General features: G+C 40.1%; 17 protein-coding genes. 7 read left to right on the top strand and 10 right to left on the bottom strand.

The annotated features are described in order from the left end of the window. Window positions 1-73: 73 nt before the first annotated feature. Both H5158_RS07470 and H5158_RS07475 read right to left on the bottom strand, forming a co-directional pair. Window positions 74-1,144 carry a DUF3080 family protein gene (locus H5158_RS07470; RefSeq protein ID WP_182717353.1) on the bottom strand — a complete coding sequence of 357 codons (1,071 nt, stop codon included), beginning with the start codon at window positions 1,142-1,144 and terminating at the stop codon, window positions 74-76. Next, window positions 1,122-2,477: an MATE family efflux transporter gene (locus tag H5158_RS07475; RefSeq protein WP_182739763.1), complete on the bottom strand. Its 1,356-nt coding sequence runs from the start codon at window positions 2,475-2,477 to the stop codon at window positions 1,122-1,124. Before H5158_RS07475 ends, H5158_RS07470 begins: the two co-directional genes overlap by 23 nt. 176 nt (window positions 2,478-2,653) lie before the next feature. Between H5158_RS07475 and H5158_RS07480 the strand changes: the two genes are divergently transcribed. After that, the gene (locus H5158_RS07480; RefSeq protein ID WP_182739764.1) at window positions 2,654-3,283 is read left to right on the top strand and encodes a riboflavin synthase subunit alpha; all 630 of its coding nucleotides are present in this window, start codon (window positions 2,654-2,656) and stop codon (window positions 3,281-3,283) included. 18 nt (window positions 3,284-3,301) lie between these two features. Here the strand turns inward: H5158_RS07480 and H5158_RS07485 are convergent, their stop codons facing one another. Further along, complete coding sequence (locus H5158_RS07485; protein WP_145233067.1) at window positions 3,302-3,505, bottom strand: CPXCG motif-containing cysteine-rich protein; 204 nt, start codon at window positions 3,503-3,505, stop codon at window positions 3,302-3,304. Window positions 3,506-3,688: 183 nt separating this feature from the next. Continuing rightward, complete coding sequence (locus H5158_RS07490) at window positions 3,689-4,549, bottom strand: fructosamine kinase family protein (RefSeq protein ID WP_182739765.1); 861 nt, start codon at window positions 4,547-4,549, stop codon at window positions 3,689-3,691. 131 nt (window positions 4,550-4,680) lie between these two features. Between H5158_RS07490 and H5158_RS07495 the strand changes: the two genes are divergently transcribed. Continuing rightward, the gene (locus tag H5158_RS07495; RefSeq protein WP_182717355.1) at window positions 4,681-5,376 is read left to right on the top strand and encodes a DUF445 domain-containing protein; all 696 of its coding nucleotides are present in this window, start codon (window positions 4,681-4,683) and stop codon (window positions 5,374-5,376) included. Between the two features lie 57 nt (window positions 5,377-5,433). Here H5158_RS07495 and H5158_RS07500 read toward each other — a convergent pair whose 3' ends face one another. Continuing rightward, window positions 5,434-5,799, bottom strand: a complete 366-nt coding sequence (locus H5158_RS07500) for a DUF3718 domain-containing protein (protein ID WP_182739766.1) — start codon at window positions 5,797-5,799, stop codon at window positions 5,434-5,436. Between the two features lie 351 nt (window positions 5,800-6,150). Between H5158_RS07500 and H5158_RS07505 the strand changes: the two genes are divergently transcribed. The 3 genes from H5158_RS07505 to H5158_RS07515 all read left to right on the top strand — a co-directional run bounded on the left by H5158_RS07505 (window position 6,151) and on the right by H5158_RS07515 (window position 9,669). Next, window positions 6,151-6,936, top strand: a complete 786-nt coding sequence (locus H5158_RS07505; RefSeq protein ID WP_145233071.1) for a hypothetical protein — start codon at window positions 6,151-6,153, stop codon at window positions 6,934-6,936. Between the two features lie 96 nt (window positions 6,937-7,032). Further along, complete coding sequence (locus tag H5158_RS07510) at window positions 7,033-8,415, top strand: amidohydrolase (RefSeq protein ID WP_182739777.1); 1,383 nt, start codon at window positions 7,033-7,035, stop codon at window positions 8,413-8,415. Between the two features lie 12 nt (window positions 8,416-8,427). Then, on the top strand, window positions 8,428-9,669 hold the full coding sequence (locus tag H5158_RS07515; RefSeq protein WP_145233072.1) for an amidohydrolase family protein: 1,242 nt from the start codon (window positions 8,428-8,430) through the stop codon (window positions 9,667-9,669). Window positions 9,670-9,817: 148 nt separating this feature from the next. On the opposite strand, the gene H5158_RS07520 is transcribed toward H5158_RS07515, so the two are convergent. Together H5158_RS07520 and cspD are read right to left on the bottom strand one after the other, a co-directional pair. Continuing rightward, entirely contained in the window at window positions 9,818-12,040 is a 2,223-nt protein-coding gene (locus H5158_RS07520; RefSeq protein ID WP_145233392.1) for an NADP-dependent isocitrate dehydrogenase, read from the bottom strand. Window positions 12,041-12,769: 729 nt separating this feature from the next. Then, window positions 12,770-12,985: a cold shock domain-containing protein CspD gene (cspD, locus tag H5158_RS07525; RefSeq protein ID WP_054204685.1), complete on the bottom strand. Its 216-nt coding sequence runs from the start codon at window positions 12,983-12,985 to the stop codon at window positions 12,770-12,772. Window positions 12,986-13,194: 209 nt separating this feature from the next. On the opposite strand from cspD, the gene clpS reads away from it, so the two are divergent. Continuing rightward, entirely contained in the window at window positions 13,195-13,503 is a 309-nt protein-coding gene (gene clpS / locus H5158_RS07530; protein ID WP_179959204.1) for an ATP-dependent Clp protease adapter ClpS, read from the top strand. Window positions 13,504-13,572: 69 nt separating this feature from the next. Further along, window positions 13,573-15,837: an ATP-dependent Clp protease ATP-binding subunit ClpA gene (gene clpA / locus H5158_RS07535; protein WP_145233074.1), complete on the top strand. Its 2,265-nt coding sequence runs from the start codon at window positions 13,573-13,575 to the stop codon at window positions 15,835-15,837. A gap of 176 nt (window positions 15,838-16,013) precedes the next feature. Here the strand turns inward: clpA and infA are convergent, their stop codons facing one another. The 3 genes from infA to aat form a co-directional block, all read right to left on the bottom strand. Beyond that, window positions 16,014-16,232 carry a translation initiation factor IF-1 gene (gene infA / locus H5158_RS07540; RefSeq protein ID WP_002962494.1) on the bottom strand — a complete coding sequence of 73 codons (219 nt, stop codon included), beginning with the start codon at window positions 16,230-16,232 and terminating at the stop codon, window positions 16,014-16,016. 90 nt (window positions 16,233-16,322) lie between these two features. Next, window positions 16,323-17,027 (bottom strand): arginyltransferase, encoded by a 705-nt coding sequence (locus tag H5158_RS07545; protein ID WP_182717359.1) that lies wholly within the window; start codon window positions 17,025-17,027, stop codon window positions 16,323-16,325. Continuing rightward, window positions 17,020-17,736 carry a leucyl/phenylalanyl-tRNA--protein transferase gene (gene aat, locus H5158_RS07550; RefSeq protein ID WP_145233076.1) on the bottom strand — a complete coding sequence of 239 codons (717 nt, stop codon included), beginning with the start codon at window positions 17,734-17,736 and terminating at the stop codon, window positions 17,020-17,022. Before aat ends, H5158_RS07545 begins: the two co-directional genes overlap by 8 nt. Window positions 17,737-17,838: the final 102 nt, after the last annotated feature.

A 17,838-nucleotide genomic window follows, 5' to 3' on the forward strand; every position in this document is an offset into this window, starting at 1 on the left:
CGCTAATATATAGCGTGCGCTGAAGTGAATCAAGCGAGAAACGCTTTTTTTAGTTCGTTTGCCGTTTTTTTATTCATATTGGGCTGATTTCACACGTTTTATAAAATTTTTGCCACCAAATAACGTGTGTTTTGGTGGATTCTTTAAATGCTGTGAGTATATTACTTGGCTGTGCTGGGCTTAGTAATGCCGTTAGTTGCGGTTGTATTGGGCTGGAGTCTTGCCATAATGCTTGATACAACGGCATTAGGCGCTCTAAAGCACCTGATAGTTGAGCCTGATAGGGTTGTAACTGCTGCAAGTAATACTTCTTGAATACGTTGCTGAGGATCTGTGCTTGGCGTTTATTTTTTAGCGGGTTGCATAGTGTGCTTAGCTCAATATTCGCTAAAAAGTTACTAGTACTATTATTTAGCTGTGTTTGTTGGCGTACTGCGCTTATTAAAGCTTGATTGAAGTTAAACTGGCGTAATTGCGCCAGTAGCGGGTAGAGCGCTTGAGAGTCTATTTGTGCATATTGCTGCTGTATTATTTGCTGTTTTAAATTCACTAGGCTTTGCAGCGCAAGTTCGGTTTCTACAAGGCCGGCTAAGTTTGTATCAAGTGTATAGCCGGTTAGCTGCCATGTGCGTTTTAGTTCTGGGTCTTTATAAAGTAGCTGCTTGAACTGATCTAATAACTGTTGTTTTTTATTATGTAATTCGTTACTTATGGCTTGATAACTTTTTGAATCAGGTTCTAGACTATCTAAGCACTGTGGTGCAAATTGAATAAATTGAAGCTGGTATATTAACTGGCTAGCAGGAGAGGCGAGTTTTCCTAGTTGACTATTATGTTCAGCAATAAGGGTATTGAGTTTACAGTGTGAAAGTTGTGCCAGTTGCAATATGCTCAACTGTTGTGCATTTGTTGGTTTGTTGTTGCTAACAGCTGATAGCGCAACATTGGTAAGTTTTGCTGTATCAGGAGTTGGCTTATCTAACGCATTCGCGAGGCGCTGCTGATATTCTAAATACACATCAGCGGGTTTATCTGTGCATGCACAAAGTAGCAGTAAACAGCACAGTAAACTACAAAGGTAACCAAACTGCGACGTTTGGTTACCTTGTTGGTGCGATTTTTTAAGCGCTTTTAAGTGGTTCATGTTTGAATCTATTCGCGACAGTGAGCATTAATAGCACTGCGGCTACACTTAAGCCGACGATGATACCTACCCAAAAACCATGCGGGCCCATTGCTGGCACTATTAAATCGGTGCGTGCTAAAACAAAACCCAGTGAAAAACCAATCAACCAGTAAGATATAAAGGTTATATACGAAATCGGTGCTGTGTGTTTTAAACCCCTTAATATACCGTTGGCAGCTACTTGTAAGGAATCAGGTAGTTGATAAATACACGCTAGAATCATGATTGACGTTGCTAAGGCAATAACACGTGCATCATCTGTATAAAGTTGACTGATCACGTCACGGCCAAAGAAGGTTATGGCAGCAAGTATAATGGCAATGATCATGGCTAGAATATAGCTTGTTGAAATAGCCTTTTTAAGCTGCTCAAAATGATGTTGGCCGTATAAATTGCCAATCCGAATACTGATCGCAATAGATAAACTCAGCGGCATCATAAACAGCAAGGTTGTGACACTTGCAGCAATCTGATGGCCGGCTACCGCAACCGCACCTAAGTGCGCAATGAATAAAGGAATACAGGCAAATAAAGTGACTTCAAAAAATGTAGCAAGTGAGATTGGTATGCCCACCTTAGTAATTGCCCACATGGTTGGTAATTGCGGTGCTTGAAAGTTTGCTAATAATGTTTTGGCATCTACTTTTTTACTTAACTGGCAATAAATAACTTGTGCGATGGCCATGGCAGTAAATACCAATGCAGTGGCAATCCCACAGCCTGCACCACCGAGTGCGGGCATACCAAACATACCGTGAATAAACACATAGTTGGCTGGGATATTGATGGCTAAACCAATTAAGCTGATATAAAAAGCCGGCTTTGTCATCCCCATGCCTTCGGTAATATTACGATAAACACTGAACACTAAAAATCCAATAATGCCCCATTTTACAAAATGAATATAGTCATAGGCCATATTGGCGATAGCAGGGCTGGTATCGAGTTTGAGAATAATAATATCGGCAAAATAGGCAATAGATAAACCGATAACACTCAATACACCAGCTAGGTACAAGCCTTGTTGAAAGTAATGGCTGATGCCGGTTTTATCGTTAGCGCCGGAAAATTGCGCAATTATGCCAGTCAGGGCTAATAATATGCCTTGCAGAGCCAACATGGCGGGGTTCCATACGCCGGTTGCAATTGACAATGCTGCTAAATCGGTAGGACTCACTTGTCCTGCCATGATGGTGTCGACCACTGACATTAAAACTAAGGTTACTTGTGCTAAAAAAACGGGGATTGCCAGAGAAACTAACCGTTTGGCTTCCCAACTACAAAAAGTCATATCACTTACTACGTAAACTGAAGAGGCAGATAGTGTAATCGATAAAGCACAGAATCAAAAATTATAGCGATGAGTCAATGTTATTGATTACAGTAATAATAACGTGGATCGGGTAAACTAAAGCGTTAAATAATATGAATAGTATCTACTTTAGGTAATAAAAGGTGAATTGATTTATGTTTACAGGAATTGTGCAAACACAAGCGACGGTGATTTCGACTAACCAGCAGCAAGGTGTGATGCGTTTAGTGCTCGCTGTAGCAAAGCAATATGTTACAAAACTTGAGTTAGGTGCCAGCGTTGCCATTAATGGTTGCTGTTTAACGGTTGTTAAAGTAGAAAATATCTCTGATCAACCGCTTGCTCAGGTTCACTATGATGTAATTGACGAAACATTACAGTTAACTAACTTAGGAAAGCTTATTGCTGGCAGTACCGTTAACTATGAGCGCTCTATGACTTTTGGTACTGAGTTAGGTGGGCATATTGTATCTGGTCACATTCACTGCACCGCCCAGATTGAAAATATTATTCATACACAAGATAATTGTAAAATACAGTTGTGCTTACCAAGTAAATGGCAAAAGTATGTGATGTATAAAGGTTTTGTATCAGTCAATGGCGCTAGTCTCACGGTCGGTGAAACCGATGAGCAGGGCTTTTGGCTGCATTTGATCCCAGAGACATTAGCTATTACCAATATTGGTAAGGCTGTAATTGGTGATGCGCTAAATATCGAAGTTGATCAACAAACTTATACCATCATCAATACGGTCGAAAACTACTTACGGCAGCAGGCTTCGTAGTCAAATATAAATGCTAGGCTAAAATATTTGTTCGTCATCGCTGTCTATATGTAACTCTACCTTGCTGTTAGCATAGTCAATATGCATATTAAAATGGATAGGGTTACAGCATGCTGCGCAATCTTCGAAGTAATCTTGATCGCCATCACTAGCATCAAGGGTAATATGAATATGATGGCCACAATGTGGGCAGCAGATCCGTTGTGAGAGTTGGTTTTTCATAAATGATTCAACCTTACAAAGCAGAGCAATAAAAGGTAATTATTTATCGCTGCTGATAAATGGTTATGCCCCCCACAATTGAACGCTAGCGCCTGTCATTGCTGGGGTTGTTCAACATTAAGCGATACCTAAATATAGTCTGCTTTATTCATTTATGACATCTATTTGACAATAAAAACGACCTTATTTCAGTAGTAGTTCTATTTTTTGTTTAGCTTCAGTAAGATAGTGGCCGGCAAAGATATTTGCATGATTTAAAATAGGGTAAAGCTGGTAAATTAACTTACGTTGCTCATAGCCCTGTGTTAGTGGGTAATGCTTGTTATAGGCGATGTAAAAAGCGTCAGGTAAAGGAGCAAACAGCTCGCTCATGGCAATATCAACTTCCCGATCACCATAATAGCAGCTCGGATCAAATACACTCGGTACTGATTGAATAAATCCCATGTTGCCACGCCAAAAATCGCCATGCAACAATGATGGTTTTACGGTATGACCATGTAGCATGTCTTTTATCAGGGCGACAAAGTAATCTTTGTCAACGAGATCAATGCCTTTTTCATGCAGTAATTGGAGCTGCCAGCCAATGCGCTCTTCGGCAAAAAATATATTCCATTTTTTATGCCAGCGATTGGGCTGAGTTGTTGGGCCAATAAAATTATCCTGATCAAAACCAAACATGGCTTGGCGATGTTTCAGATGCAGGCTTGCAAGGTGGCTACCCATAATATGCCAGTTGGTATGAGGTTGTTGGTCAAGTTCAAGCCATTCTAAAACGATAAATGAAAACTCAATATTAGCACCTGTAGTGATACAATCTGGCACCATAAATAAGCTCTCTTTAGTGAGCAGTTGTAAATTGTGGGCTTCGTTTTCAAATCGCTCTAAGTCACTACGATGGGCTACTTTTACAAAATACTGGTGTATACCATCACTGAGTTGAAATAATTTATCGTTATTAGGGCTTTGCAGTTGGCGTTTTATAGTGTGTTTAAAGTCAAAATGCATAGCTTGGCTTATCTGTTCGTTAACCGTATTCCACATAGCATTGTTCACCTTTTATACAGATAGTTAAACTATGGCAAAAAGTAGTTAAATAAACAAACTCTTGAGAGTAAAATTAATATTTTGTAAGCGCGCGCTTAGATTTATGCAACAACCAAGTGGAGAGAATGATGAATAAAAGCCTTATTACCAATGTAATTGCCGGGATTTTAGTGGTGGCGGGTTTTCTATTTGACCAAGCAATTGTACTGTCAATCGGCTTATTTGCACTCTCAGGCGCAGTGACTAATTTACTCGCAGTGCATATGTTATTTGAAAAAGTACCTTTGTTATATGGGTCGGGCGTGATCCAGCTGAAGTTTGCAGGGTTTAAAGTGGCGATTAAAAATCTTATTTTAACCGAGTTCTTTTCAGAGCAAAAAATATCTCAATTGTTAGGCAACAAAAATATCAATGTTGATCTACAGCCAGTGATCAATGAAGTCGATTTAAATCCTGCTTTTGATAGCTTACTTGACGTTATTGAGCACTCCCAATTTGGTAGCATGTTAGCGATGTTTGGTGGTAGTGCCGCGGTTGAGCCGATGCGCGAAGCATTTATTGACAAAATGCGTGGTTCATTACTTAATATGAGCGAAACCGATGAGTTTAAAAGCTTGGTGAATGAAAAATTAACGCAATCAGGACTCGCAAGTGATTCGTTGTTTAACACGGTTTCTGGCTTAGTTGATGAGCGTTTAGACGAGCTGACACCAAAAATGGTCAAAGATATTATACAAACTATGATCCGTGAGCATTTAGGCTGGTTAGTTGTATGGGGCGGGGTATTCGGTGGTTTGTTTGGCCTGATTGCTGCAATTATATAAATTAATTTTAAGCAGGCCAACGACTCGCCTGCTTAAATTTGATATTGCTTAGCCATACTACTTAGAACCGGCAACAACCATAATTGTTTGTTGGTCTAGTTTTGCTAAATCTTGAATTGAGGTACCCGTTGTCGTTTCAAGGTTTAGATACTTTGCCGTTTTATTAAAACCGTAAGTTCCCGCAAATTTTGCGATACTCAAGTTGTTACAACGTAGTTTATTGGTTACGGTTGTTTTGCTAATACGTAAGTCTTTCATTGTTGCATTAAGTTGCAAACGTTTATTGGAGCTCACAGCCATACAAATTTGAGTGCCAGGGCTATTATCAGCTGCAACAAATTGTGCTGCTTCAGTATTGGTTGTAGTAAGTGCTGCTGAGCTTAAAAGTAACGTTGTACAAAGTGTAGTTGTTAAAGTATTCATCATCATTCTCCAGTGGTTTGGTATGTCTGCTTGTTGACGAGTTAAATATTAGCTTTATTTTTAAATAAAGCTGTAAATGAAAATCGACAAGATGTAACACCGTGTGTGGATGTGTTTTATAATAACTAACTATCTGATAGTAAATGATTTAATGTGTGTTTTTTGACATGTTTCAAACAAATTATTTTTCACTTTTTTTATTGCTTTTGGTTGTTTTTCAATCTGCTTTCATAGGTTTTACATGCTATTTACTTTAGAGTCATTGCACTTTGTTGTGCAGCATTACTGACATATTTTTCAACCCTGTTATGATCGTCTTGATTATCAAATACCTGTCTATTAGGAGACTCTGTGAGTAAAACATTGGCGAGTTATTATCAGCAAGCATACGCCTGTGAACAGCATAATTTTAACCGTTGCTTTTATTGTGGCTGTGAAGCGACTGAGCGCGATCATTGCCCGCCATTGCATATGCTACAAAGCATTATTGATTTAGGTGAAGAAGCTGAGTTTATTAGTATTCCAGCGTGCTATGAATGCTATGCAATATTGCATAACGAGCGCTTAATGACGATTGATGAACGCTTTACTAAGTTAAAAAACAAACTCGGTGCCAAATATGCTAAACCACTGCGGGTTTATAATATGTGGCATGAGAATGAACTTAGCGATATGAGTGATGAGTTTGCACATAGCATTAAAGCGGGTATGGCGTTAGGAAAAGAAGCCGCAGAGCGCTTGGCGTTTAGTGGTTTTAGTTATGCAACCGAAGAAGCCAAGGTCACAGTGCGAGAAAAAACGGCTGAGTTTGATGTCGAAGGCGCCATTTTTACTGATTTTAAAGAAGCTTTAAATTATTGTATTAGCGAATTAAAAGTACAAAAAAGTGATTTTTATAAAATTTTAGTAGAAGATTACCAAGGTGATTTTAATAAAGCCTTGAGTCAGTATCGTCATCGTCACGATAAAGTGACTGCCGCTAAAGATGGCGATTGCCTAATTAAGGATTTTTCAAAATTGCATAAACAAAATTCAGACTTCGTAACTCGAACTGTTAAGCACTTTATTAGTAAAGATCCAAGTTTGACAACAGAAGCTGCACTTGAGCAACTGTATAACAATTATATTAAGAAATAACATTCATCTTATATAAATGCAGCTCTAGCTGATTTTTTAGCTTTATGTTGTGTGTTTATATAAAGTAACAAAAAAACAACAACAGAGACTAATATGATGCAAAAATTTGCTCCTTCATTGTTGGTTGTTGCACTTGGTGTGGCGATTGCCGGCTGCCAAGACAACGGCCCACAAGACGACAAAGTAACAATCAATAAAAATCCATATCCAAGTACCTATAAGGTACTTAAATCAACCACGACGCTTATCACCAATGCAACAGTACTAACAGGTACAGGTGAGCGTTTAGAAGAAGCCGATGTATTACTTGTTGACGGAAAAGTGCAACAAGTCGGTAAAGATCTAACTGCACAAGCTGATTTGACTATTGATGCACAAGGTAAATGGGTTACACCTGGGCTTATTGATGTACATTCACATTTAGGAGCATACCCAAGCCCTTCTGTTGAATCTCATCAGGACGGCAATGAAATGACCAGCCCAAATACTGCCGAAGTGTGGGTTGAGCATTCAATTTGGCCGCAAGACCCTGGCTTTAACCGCGCGCGTGAAGGCGGTATTACCGCATTACAAATTTTACCCGGCTCAGCTAATTTATTTGGTGGTCGTGGGGTTACTTTAAAAAATGTTCCATCGCACACGATGCAGGGTATGAAGTTCCCTGACGCACCGTATGGTTTAAAAATGGCCTGTGGTGAAAACCCTAAGCGTGTTTACGGGCGTAAAGGGGTATTACCATCAACACGAATGGGCAATATGGCCGGTTATCGTGAGGCTTGGATAGGCGCCGCTGAATATAAACGCGCGTGGGATAAATACGATGCTGATTATGCAGCAGGTAAAAATCCAGAGGTGCCGCATCGTGATATTAAATACGATACATTGCGTGGTGTATTAGAAGGCGAAGTTAGGATCCACAATCATTGTTACAAAGCAGAAGAAATGGCAATGATGATTGACCTTTCAAAAGAGTTTGGTTATCACGCGGGTACTTTCCATCACGGTATTGAAGCATACAAAATTGCTGATTTACTTGCAGATAACGGCTCATGTGCTGCGCTTTGGCCTGATTGGTGGGGCTTTAAAATGGAAGCTTACGACATGGTACAAGAGAACGTAGCGATTGTTGATGCGGTTAAAAATTCTTGTGCTGTTGTTCATTCAGACTCTGACACCACTATCCAGCGCTTGAATCAAGAAGCCGGTAAAGTAATGTACCGCGCTAACGATAATGGGTTTAATATTTCAGAACAGCACGCAATTAAATGGATCACTTCGAATGCTGCAAAATCGCTAGGTATAGCTGATAAAACCGGTTCACTCGAAGCTGGCAAACAGGCTGATGTGGTAATTTGGAATCAAAGTCCGTTTAGTGTTTATGCTAAAGCTGAGCAAGTATTTGTTGATGGTGCGAAAGTGTATGATCGCTACGATGATACATTCCAAGCACAAAGCGATTTTATGTTAGGTCAAAAATAAGGAGTAACTAGGATGACAAAATTAACACATTCATTTTCACTCTCGCTAGTTGCTGCTGGTTTGTTAGCAAGTACTGCGGTGAACGCCCAATCAGTCGCGATCATCAACGCCACTGTTCATACCTCAACTGAGCAAGGTATTTTACAAGGCGCTAGCATCATCATGGATGAAGGCAAAATTATTGCTATTAATCCTGCAACAGTCGAAGCTGATACGATTATTGATGCCAAAGGGCAAATTGTTACAGCTGGATTTATTGGCAGCATGAATCAGTTAGGTCTAGTTGAAGTGGGCGCTGTTGCTGGCTCTCGCGATGCTGGCGATGATAAAGCGGGGATCGATTTTGATCCAAGCCTAGCATTTAATGCTCACTCAAGCTTGATCCCGTATGCACGTAAAGGTGGCATCACCCGTGATGTGATCACCCCTCATGGCGGAGAAAGTATTTTTGCAGGCCTTGCCAGCGTAGTTGATTTAAGCGGTGAGTTTGACAGTGTTAAGCAAACGCAAGTCGCGCTGGTAGTTAATTTAGGTGAGAAAAGCAAAGGCTCGCGCGCAATGTCGCTGAAAAACTTGATTGATAAGTTAGCAGCACATCAACAAAAAGCCAGCAAAAAAGATAAAAAAGACGATGCTGTACCAAGCACTGAAGATAAAGTGCTCGATAAAGTATTAGCGGGTGAAATGCCACTATTAGTAACGGCTTCTCGCGCCGCAGATATTATTGAGCTAATCAAAGTAAAACAACAGTTTTCACTTAATTTAGTGATTGCAGGCGCACAAGATGCCGTGGTTGTAAAAGAGCAATTAGCGCAAGCAAATGTTCCAGTCATTGTAAGTTCTATGGAGAGCTTGCCAGGCAGTTTTGATTCGCTACATGCGAGTTTAGATAATGCAGGCAAACTCGAAAAAGCAGGCGTAAAGGTGTTGTTGTCGATCGCAGGCGATGCCAGTCACAATGTTTATCAATTGCGTTTTGACGCGGGTAATGCGGTTTCTTATGGCATGACACAAGCGGGTGCATTAAAAGCGATAACAGCGAATGTTGCTGATGTATTTGGAATTAATGCCGGTAGTGTGGCGGTAGGTAAAGCTGCTGACTTAGTGATGTGGAACGATGACCCATTTGATTTTACTAGTCACGTAACTAAAATGTTTATTAACGGCGAAGAAGTTTCAACTGAAGCACGCCAAGATAAACTTCGTAAGCGTTATACTACTGACTCAGATATGCCTCGCGCATATACTAAGTAACTACGTTCAGCTTAGTAACTTGAACAATTTAAAGGCTGCATTTGCGGCCTTTTTGCTTTTTGTATCAGTGAAAAATAAAACATTATTTAAAAGCCACAAAAAAGGCGCTCACTTTAACAGTGAGCGCCTTTTAAATTTAAATCGATACTTATACTAGTTTAGCTAAGATATCGTTAAATGTTGTGCTAGGGCGCATTGCTTTAAATGCTGCATCATCATTTGGTTGGAAATAACCACCGATGTTTACAGCTGGGCCTTGTGCATCGTTAAGTTCGTTAACGATTTGTTCTTTGTTGGTTTCTAAATCACTGGCGATTTGTGTGAACTGTGCTTTAAGTTCACTGTCATCGTTTTGCTTGGCAAGCTCTTGCGCCCAGAATAAAGATAGGAAGAAGTGAGAACCACGGTTATCAATTTCTTTCACTTTACGAGACGGTGATTTGTTTTCAGCAAGGAAAGTACCTGTTGCTTTATCAAGGGTATCAGCTAGCACTTGTGCTTTGTTGTTACCAGTATTTACAGCTAGGTGCTCAAGTGATGCCGCAAGTGCTAAAAACTCACCTAACGAATCCCAACGTAAGTGGTTTTCTTTTTCGAATTGTTGAACGTGCTTCGGTGCTGAACCACCCGCGCCAGTTTCAAATAAACCGCCGCCATTCATAAGTGGTACGATTGAAAGCATTTTTGCACTCGTACCAAGCTCAAGAATTGGGAATAAATCAGTTAGGTAATCACGTAATACGTTACCTGTTACTGAAATAGTATCTAGGCCATCTTTAATGCGTGCAAGAGAGAATAGGGTTGCTTCAAGTGGTGCAAGTATTTGAATATCAAGGCCAGATGTATCGTGGTCTGGCAAGTATGCGTTAACTTTTTTGATTAACTGTGCATCGTGCGCACGGTTTTCGTCAAGCCAGAAAATAGCAGGGTTACCGGTAGCGCGTGCACGGTTTACAGCTAATTTAACCCAATCTTGGATTGGTGCATCTTTAACTTGGCACATGCGCCATACATCGCCTTGCTCAACAGTGTGTTGTAGCAATACGTTGTCAGCACTATCAACAACACGGATCACACCGTTTGCTGGTGCTTCAAAGGTTTTGTCGTGTGAACCATATTCTTCAGCTTTTTGTGCCATTAGGCCAACGTTAGGAACGCTACCCATAGTGGTTGGATCAAATGCACCGTGTTCTTTACAGAAATCAATTGTTGCTTGATAAACACCAGAGTAACAACGATCAGGAATGACAAAGCTAGTATCTTGTAATTTACCTTCACTGTTCCACATTTGACCGCTTGAACGAATTGCAGCAGGCATAGACGCATCGATGATCACATCACTTGGTACGTGTAAGTTAGTGATACCACGATCAGAATCAACCATCGCAATTGCAGGGCGTGTAGCATATACAGCGTCAATATCAGCTTCGATTTCAGCGCGTTTAGCATCGTCTAATGTTTGGATTTTAGCGTAAACATCACCAAGACCATTATTAACATCAACACCTAGCTCAGCAAATAAAGCGCCGTGCTTAGCAAAAACGTCTTTATAGAATACTTTTACCGCATGACCAAAGATGATTGGATCAGATACTTTCATCATGGTTGCTTTCATATGTAATGAAAACAAAATGCCTTTTTCTTTTGCAGCATCGATTTCAGCCGCTAAGAAAGCTTGTAGTTTCGTAATACTGATTGAAGATGCGTCAATCACTTCACCAGCAAGTAATGGCGTGCTTGCTTTAAGAACAGATACGTCGCCATTTTCAGCAACGTGCTCAATACGTACATCAGTAGCAGTATCAAGCGTTACTGATTGCTCAGAGCCAAAGAAATCGCCTTCGCTCATGCTCGCAACATTTGAAGCAGAATCTTTGCTCCATGCACCCATTGAATGTGGGTTGTTACGTGCATATTCTTTTACAGAGCCAGGAGCACGACGATCAGAGTTACCTTCACGTAATACTGGGTTTACAGCACTACCTTTGATTTTGTCGTACGTTGCTTGAATTGCTTTTTCTTCATCTGTTTTAGGTTCAGCAGGGTAGTCTGGCAGTGCGTAACCTTTTGCTTGTAATTCTTTGATAACAGCACGTAATTGTGGAACTGATGCACTGATATTTGGTAATTTAATGATGTTTGCTTCAGGTTTTTTAGCCAGCTCGCCTAATTCAGCAAGCGCATCACCAATACGTTGTTCTTCAGTTAAATACTCAGAAAAGTTAGCAATAACACGACCCGCTAAAGAGATGTCACGTGTTTCAACTTCAACGCCTGCGGCATTAGTGTATGCTTGGATGATCGGCAGCAAAGAGTATGTTGCTAGTGCCGGAGCTTCGTCTGTTTTAGTGTAGATAATTTTTGATGTCATCATCATTCCTAGATAGTAGGCGTAAGAGCCATATTCAACAATGCAAAGAAATATCATCGCCATCATGCGTGCACGACGTGACAATGATCAGTCAGTTAGGTGTTAATACTGTTGATTAAATAATCACACCTGACGAACTGTATTTAATTTTATGTTATTTATAAACTAAGTAAATTAGCCATTAGCCTAATTATTAGTGTTTAAAGGGCCTTTTGAGGCTGCTTTTAAGCACCCAAGAGTGTAACAAGCTTGGCAACAAAGGGCTAATAACAAATATATACCCAAACCATCTCAAGATGCGAGTTTCAGTTGGAATTAAAAGCGATTTAGGCAAGGCATTGATTGCAAATAATAGTGGTTCTATTGTTAAAATCAATAACGCAGTATAAATCGCTTTTAAACCAACCCGTTGGGCGTTTCACAGGCACTTACTCTCATCGTTGTTACTTCTTAAAAGGGACTGCCATTGTTGCAAAGTAACGCCTTGATATTAAGCCCCTGTGAAACGCTGGATTCTGCATCTTGAGGTGGTTTGGGTATAACATGGGGGTATTAAAAAAGAATTTCAAGAGGAAGGACAGTTTTTGTTCATTCTGTACGTTTAATTTCTAATAGATTAAAAATGCCAGCTTTGAGTCTGAATGTATAATTTAATTGAGATTAAATAAATTTAGAGGAATTAAGCGAGGATCTTTACAGGTCGCTCGCTTTAGTCGAACGTCTAAACAACTACACTAACTCTTCGTTAGGCGCTATATTAGTCGCATGCATGCCTTTAGGGCCTTGCTGCAATTCGAATGTTACATCTTGACCAGCTTTAAGTGTTTTATAACCGTCCATTACAATCGTTGAGTAATGGGCGAATATATCATTCTCGCAGCCGTCTTCTACGATGAAACCAAAACCTTTGGCATTATTGAACCATTTGACTTTACCACAAGCCATACTTCTACATCCTTCTATAAGTTGACTAATTTAGTTATTCTAAACCGTATAGTTTGATAGACTGACTAAGGTTTAATCAATCTACAACTGACTGTAGTTTATTTCGCCGATCAGTCAAGTGTTTTAAACTATTTTTTTAACATTTAATTTATTTTTTATTCAAGTTTGCTTGAGTTCCAAAGACAAGACTATATTTAATTATGAGTGGCATGAAAGATTCAGGTGTTTTAGATACGGTTCGCGATAGTGAGAAGCAAAAACTGCAACCACCGCGAAAATACAAAGTCATTTTAAATAATGATGATTACACGCCAATGGACTTTGTGATAGAAGTACTAACGACGTTTTTTAATATGGATAGCGATAGAGCAACAGATGTGATGCTGCAAGTTCATCAAAATGGTCGCGCAATTTGCGGTGTTTATACCGCAGATGTAGCGTATACCAAAGTTGAACAAGTTAACCGTTATGCACGAGATAACGAGCATCCACTGCTATGTAGTTGTGAGCAGGAATAATACCAAGGTAGGGTGATCAAAATACCCATCACAACGGTATAAAAATATTATCTCAGTAAGGGGTTGCTAATGCTAAACAAAGATTTAGAACTAACTTTAAACGCGGCGTTTCGCGAAGCGCGTACACGTCGCCATGAATTTATGACTGTAGAGCACCTATTACTTGCCCTACTTGATAATCCATCGGCTGGAGAAGCGCTACACGCCTGCGGGATTGATATGGCAGCATTAAAAGCTGAGCTATCAGAGTTTATTAATGAGACCACTCCAGTCATTCCTGATTTAGAAGAAGAACGTGAAACTCAACCAACACTTGGTTTTCAGCGGGTATTGCAACGCGCAGTATTTCATGTGCAATCATCGGGTAAAAACGAAGTAACAGGCGTCAATGTGCTGGTTGCCATTTTTTCAGAACAAGAAAGCCAAGCGGTTTACTTGCTGAAAAAAGCTGATATCTCGCGACTAGATATTGTGAACTTTATATCTCATGGTATCTCTAAAGCAGACGATGACATGGGCGGTGAAGATGCTGATGACATCCATGAAGAAGTACAAGCCGTTCAAGGCGAAGAGCCAAGTAAATTAGAAAACTTCACGTCTAATTTGAATGTACTCGCCCGTGAAGGGAATATCGACCCATTGGTGGGCCGTGATAGTGAAGTAGAGCGCACGGTACAAGTACTGTGTCGTCGTAAAAAGAATAATCCGTTATTAGTTGGCGAAGCTGGGGTAGGTAAAACTGCTATTGCTGAAGGTCTAGCGTATCGCATAGTGCATGAACAAGTACCCGAAGTGATTGCCGATGCTGTGGTGTACTCGTTAGATATGGGGGCATTACTTGCTGGTACTAAATACCGCGGTGATTTTGAAAAGCGCTTTAAAGCATTACTAAAAGAGCTTCAGGCGAAACCTGGCGCTATTTTGTTTATTGATGAGATCCATACCATAATTGGTGCCGGCGCAGCCTCTGGTGGCGTTATGGACGCATCTAACCTGCTTAAACCACTGCTTTCGAGCGGTAAGTTACGTTGTATGGGCTCAACTACCTATAACGAGTATAAAAATATCTTTGAAAAAGACCGTGCGTTAGTGCGCCGTTTTCAGAAAATTGATGTACTTGAACCAAGTGTCGCTGATACCACTAAAATACTTAATGGTTTAAAAGAACGTTACGAAGAGCATCATGGCATTCGCTATACGCAAAAAGCGTTAAAAGCGGCGGCAGAGCTCAGTGCTAAGTACATTAATGAGCGTCACTTACCTGATAAAGCCATTGATGTTATTGATGAAGCGGGTGCTAGCCAACGATTACAACCGATCTCTAAACGCAAAAAAACCATTGGTGTGGCAGATATCGAATTGATCGTGGCAAAAATGGCGCGTATTCCGCAGCAAAGTGTGTCATCAAGCGATAAAGAAACTCTTAAAAATCTTGATCGTAACTTGAAGATGTTGGTATTTGGCCAAGATCAATCAATCGATGCACTAACCTCGGCCATTCGCTTATCACGTTCAGGCTTATCAAATGAAGATAAACCAGTCGGTTCGTTTTTGTTTGCAGGACCAACGGGTGTAGGTAAAACGGAGGTAACTAAACAGCTTGCAAAATGTATGGGTGTTGAGTTTATCCGTTTTGATATGTCTGAGTATGTTGAGCGCCACGCGGTAAGCCGTTTAATTGGTGCGCCTCCAGGCTACGTTGGTTTTGAACAAGGTGGTTTGTTAACTGAGGCTGTGATTAAAAATCCACATTCGGTTGTATTACTGGATGAGATTGAGAAAGCTCACTCAGATATTTACAATATCTTACTGCAAGTGATGGATCATGGCACGCTGACCGATAATAACGGCCGTAAAGCTGACTTTAGAAACGTTGTGGTGGTGATGACTACTAATGCGGGCGTACAAGAAACAGTACGTAAATCAATAGGCTTTACTGATCAAGATCATTCTCATGATGCGATGAGCGAAATCAATAAAGTATTTTCGCCAGAATTTAGAAACCGCCTAGATAACATCATTTGGTTTAACCACCTTGATCGTGATGTAACTTTACTGGTTGTTGATAAATTTATTGTTGAGTTACAAGCGCAGCTGGATAAAAAGTCAGTTAATCTTGAGCTTACTAATAAAGCGCGGGAATGGTTGGCAGATAAAGGCTACGATAAAGCTATGGGCGCACGTCCAATGGGCCGCGTGATCCAAGAGCAATTGAAAAAGCCGCTGGCAAACGAGATCTTATTTGGGCAACTTATCGACGGTGGCACAGTGAAAGTGTCTATCAAAGATAAAAAATTGCGTTTTGATTATGAAACGAATTTAACACCTGCATAATTACAGCGTTAAATAGAAAACAAAAAGCCCAGCAATTGCTGGGCTTTTTGTTTATTAAATGTAATTGTTAGTTTAGCTATCAATTACATTTAATAAACGCTTCAAGCTAATGTAGAAAGTAACTAAGTTACTCAGACAACTTAGCTAAAAACTTGATATTTCGTTAACGCACTAACTTAGCGAGCACGGAATACGATGCGACCTTTTGATAAATCGTATGGGGTCATTTCTACGGTAACTTTATCGCCGGTTAAAATGCGGATATAGTTTTTACGCATTTTACCTGAAATGTGAGCCACAACTACGTGACCATTTTCAAGCTCAACTCGGAACATTGTATTTGGTAAAGTATCAAGGACCGTCCCTTGCATTTCGATTACGTCTTCTTTCGCCATGTTTAGCGTAACACCTCTTTAATAGTTAAACGATGCAGATTCTGCCGAAAATACACCAATAAGTAAAGCCGCAGTAGGCATTTTTGTAAATTAAATAGCCAGCCACTGGTCTGCAACCCTATTTTGGGCAGGTAAAAATTGGGTTTTGTAACGCATTTTTGCACATTCATCAATTTGATAACCTAAATAGACAAATTCTTTATCGTATTGTTTGGCGAATTTGAGCTGCTCTAAAATCATAATTGTGCCCACACTGAAGTGCTCATAATCAGGATCAAAAAAAGTGTAAATAGCAGAAACAGCGTTGTGCATACAATCAGTTACCGCCACTGCAACCAGTTTCTCTTGGTCCCATAATTCAATAAAAGTAATTGGTAACCAGTGACAAAATATAAAGCTGTTAAACTGACTTTGTTCTGGTGGGTACATAGAACCGTCTTGGTGACGCTCGGTAATGTATTTACTGTATAACGGAAAGTATTCAGGGCGTTGTTGGTCTGAGTATTTCACGCAAAAGGCATTTTTTGCTTTATTAAGTTTACGTTTTTGTGATTTTGTCGGTAAAAATGCCTTAGCTAATACACGCACAGACTTACATGCGCTGCAAACAGGGCAGTGTGGTCGGTAAATTTGGTCACCACTACGGCGAAAACCGAGGGCCAGTAATTGCTCAAATTTGCCCGGGGTATAACAACTTGGATCCAAAATGACTAATAATTGCTCTTGGCGATCGGCTAGGTAGCTACAATCAAATTGTTGGCTTAAACCTAAACGAGCAGGTAAGTGTTCAGTCATAAATAGCGATAAGCTCCTGAGGTTGCCACATTGTTGTTGGAATAATAAACTCTTCTGCTTGTTTTAGTTTAGTTAAAAATTCTGAGCGCGGTAGCACTTTTTCACCTAAAGTGACTAAATAAGGATTCTCAAGCTGACAGTCAATAAAATGCGCATGGTGACGTTTCAACCAATTGACCAATGCCCACATGGCTAATTTTGAACAATTAGCTTGATGATGGAACATTGATTCGCCGCAAAATACGCCATGCTGCATAATACCGTACAAGCCACCAACAAGTTTGTCGTCTGACCAGATTTCTAAACTATGCGCTAAGCCTGCTTTATGTGCATCTTTATAAGCGTTGAGCATTTTTTTTGTGATCCAGGTGCCATCTGTTTCTAAGCGTTGTTGGCGACAGGCTTCAATCACCTGAGTAAATTCGGTATTAATAGTCACTTTAACCGGATTTTTTTTCAGATGCTTGCGTAAGCTTCGGCTAATATGAAATTCATCGAGTTCAATGATGCCGCGCATACTTGGCGACCACCACATAATTGGCTCGTATTCACTAAACCATGGAAAAATACCGTAGCGATAGGCATTTTTTAATCGCGTTACAGATAAGCATCCACCAATGGCAAGTAAACCATCTGGATCATCTAATGCATGGGTGGGATCAGGAAAAGCAAAGTGGCTTTTAGCGAGTTGATAAAGTTGTTTAGTCATAACACCGATTGAATAACTGAATGATCAAGATAAAGTGTAACCTGTTGCTTTAAATTCACAAACCACAAATTATTGTGTTATCCATAGCGTTGTACAGCGCTT

This window comes from Pseudoalteromonas sp. SR45-6 (assembly GCF_014163545.1).
Classification (GTDB): Bacteria; Pseudomonadota; Gammaproteobacteria; order Enterobacterales; family Alteromonadaceae; genus Pseudoalteromonas; species Pseudoalteromonas rhizosphaerae.

Excerpts from the sequence above, each read along its gene's own strand:
- clpA (WP_145233074.1), top strand. The coding sequence starts at position 13,573 with ATGCTAAACAAAGATTTAGAACTAACTTTAAACGCGGCGTTTCGCGAA.
- infA (WP_002962494.1), bottom strand. The coding sequence starts at position 16,232 with ATGGCGAAAGAAGACGTAATCGAAATGCAAGGGACGGTCCTTGATACT.
- H5158_RS07490 (WP_182739765.1), bottom strand. The coding sequence starts at position 4,549 with ATGTGGAATACGGTTAACGAACAGATAAGCCAAGCTATGCATTTTGAC.
- clpS (WP_179959204.1), top strand. The coding sequence starts at position 13,195 with ATGAAAGATTCAGGTGTTTTAGATACGGTTCGCGATAGTGAGAAGCAA.
- H5158_RS07485 (WP_145233067.1), bottom strand. The coding sequence starts at position 3,505 with ATGAAAAACCAACTCTCACAACGGATCTGCTGCCCACATTGTGGCCAT.
- H5158_RS07500 (WP_182739766.1), bottom strand. The coding sequence starts at position 5,799 with ATGAATACTTTAACAACTACACTTTGTACAACGTTACTTTTAAGCTCA.
- H5158_RS07470 (WP_182717353.1), bottom strand. The coding sequence starts at position 1,144 with ATGAACCACTTAAAAGCGCTTAAAAAATCGCACCAACAAGGTAACCAA.
- aat (WP_145233076.1), bottom strand. The coding sequence starts at position 17,736 with ATGACTAAACAACTTTATCAACTCGCTAAAAGCCACTTTGCTTTTCCT.
- H5158_RS07545 (WP_182717359.1), bottom strand. The coding sequence starts at position 17,027 with ATGACTGAACACTTACCTGCTCGTTTAGGTTTAAGCCAACAATTTGAT.
- H5158_RS07480 (WP_182739764.1), top strand. The coding sequence starts at position 2,654 with ATGTTTACAGGAATTGTGCAAACACAAGCGACGGTGATTTCGACTAAC.
- H5158_RS07520 (WP_145233392.1), bottom strand. The coding sequence starts at position 12,040 with ATGACATCAAAAATTATCTACACTAAAACAGACGAAGCTCCGGCACTA.
- H5158_RS07515 (WP_145233072.1), top strand. The coding sequence starts at position 8,428 with ATGACAAAATTAACACATTCATTTTCACTCTCGCTAGTTGCTGCTGGT.
- cspD (WP_054204685.1), bottom strand. The coding sequence starts at position 12,985 with ATGGCTTGTGGTAAAGTCAAATGGTTCAATAATGCCAAAGGTTTTGGT.
- H5158_RS07495 (WP_182717355.1), top strand. The coding sequence starts at position 4,681 with ATGAATAAAAGCCTTATTACCAATGTAATTGCCGGGATTTTAGTGGTG.
- H5158_RS07475 (WP_182739763.1), bottom strand. The coding sequence starts at position 2,477 with ATGACTTTTTGTAGTTGGGAAGCCAAACGGTTAGTTTCTCTGGCAATC.
- H5158_RS07510 (WP_182739777.1), top strand. The coding sequence starts at position 7,033 with ATGCAAAAATTTGCTCCTTCATTGTTGGTTGTTGCACTTGGTGTGGCG.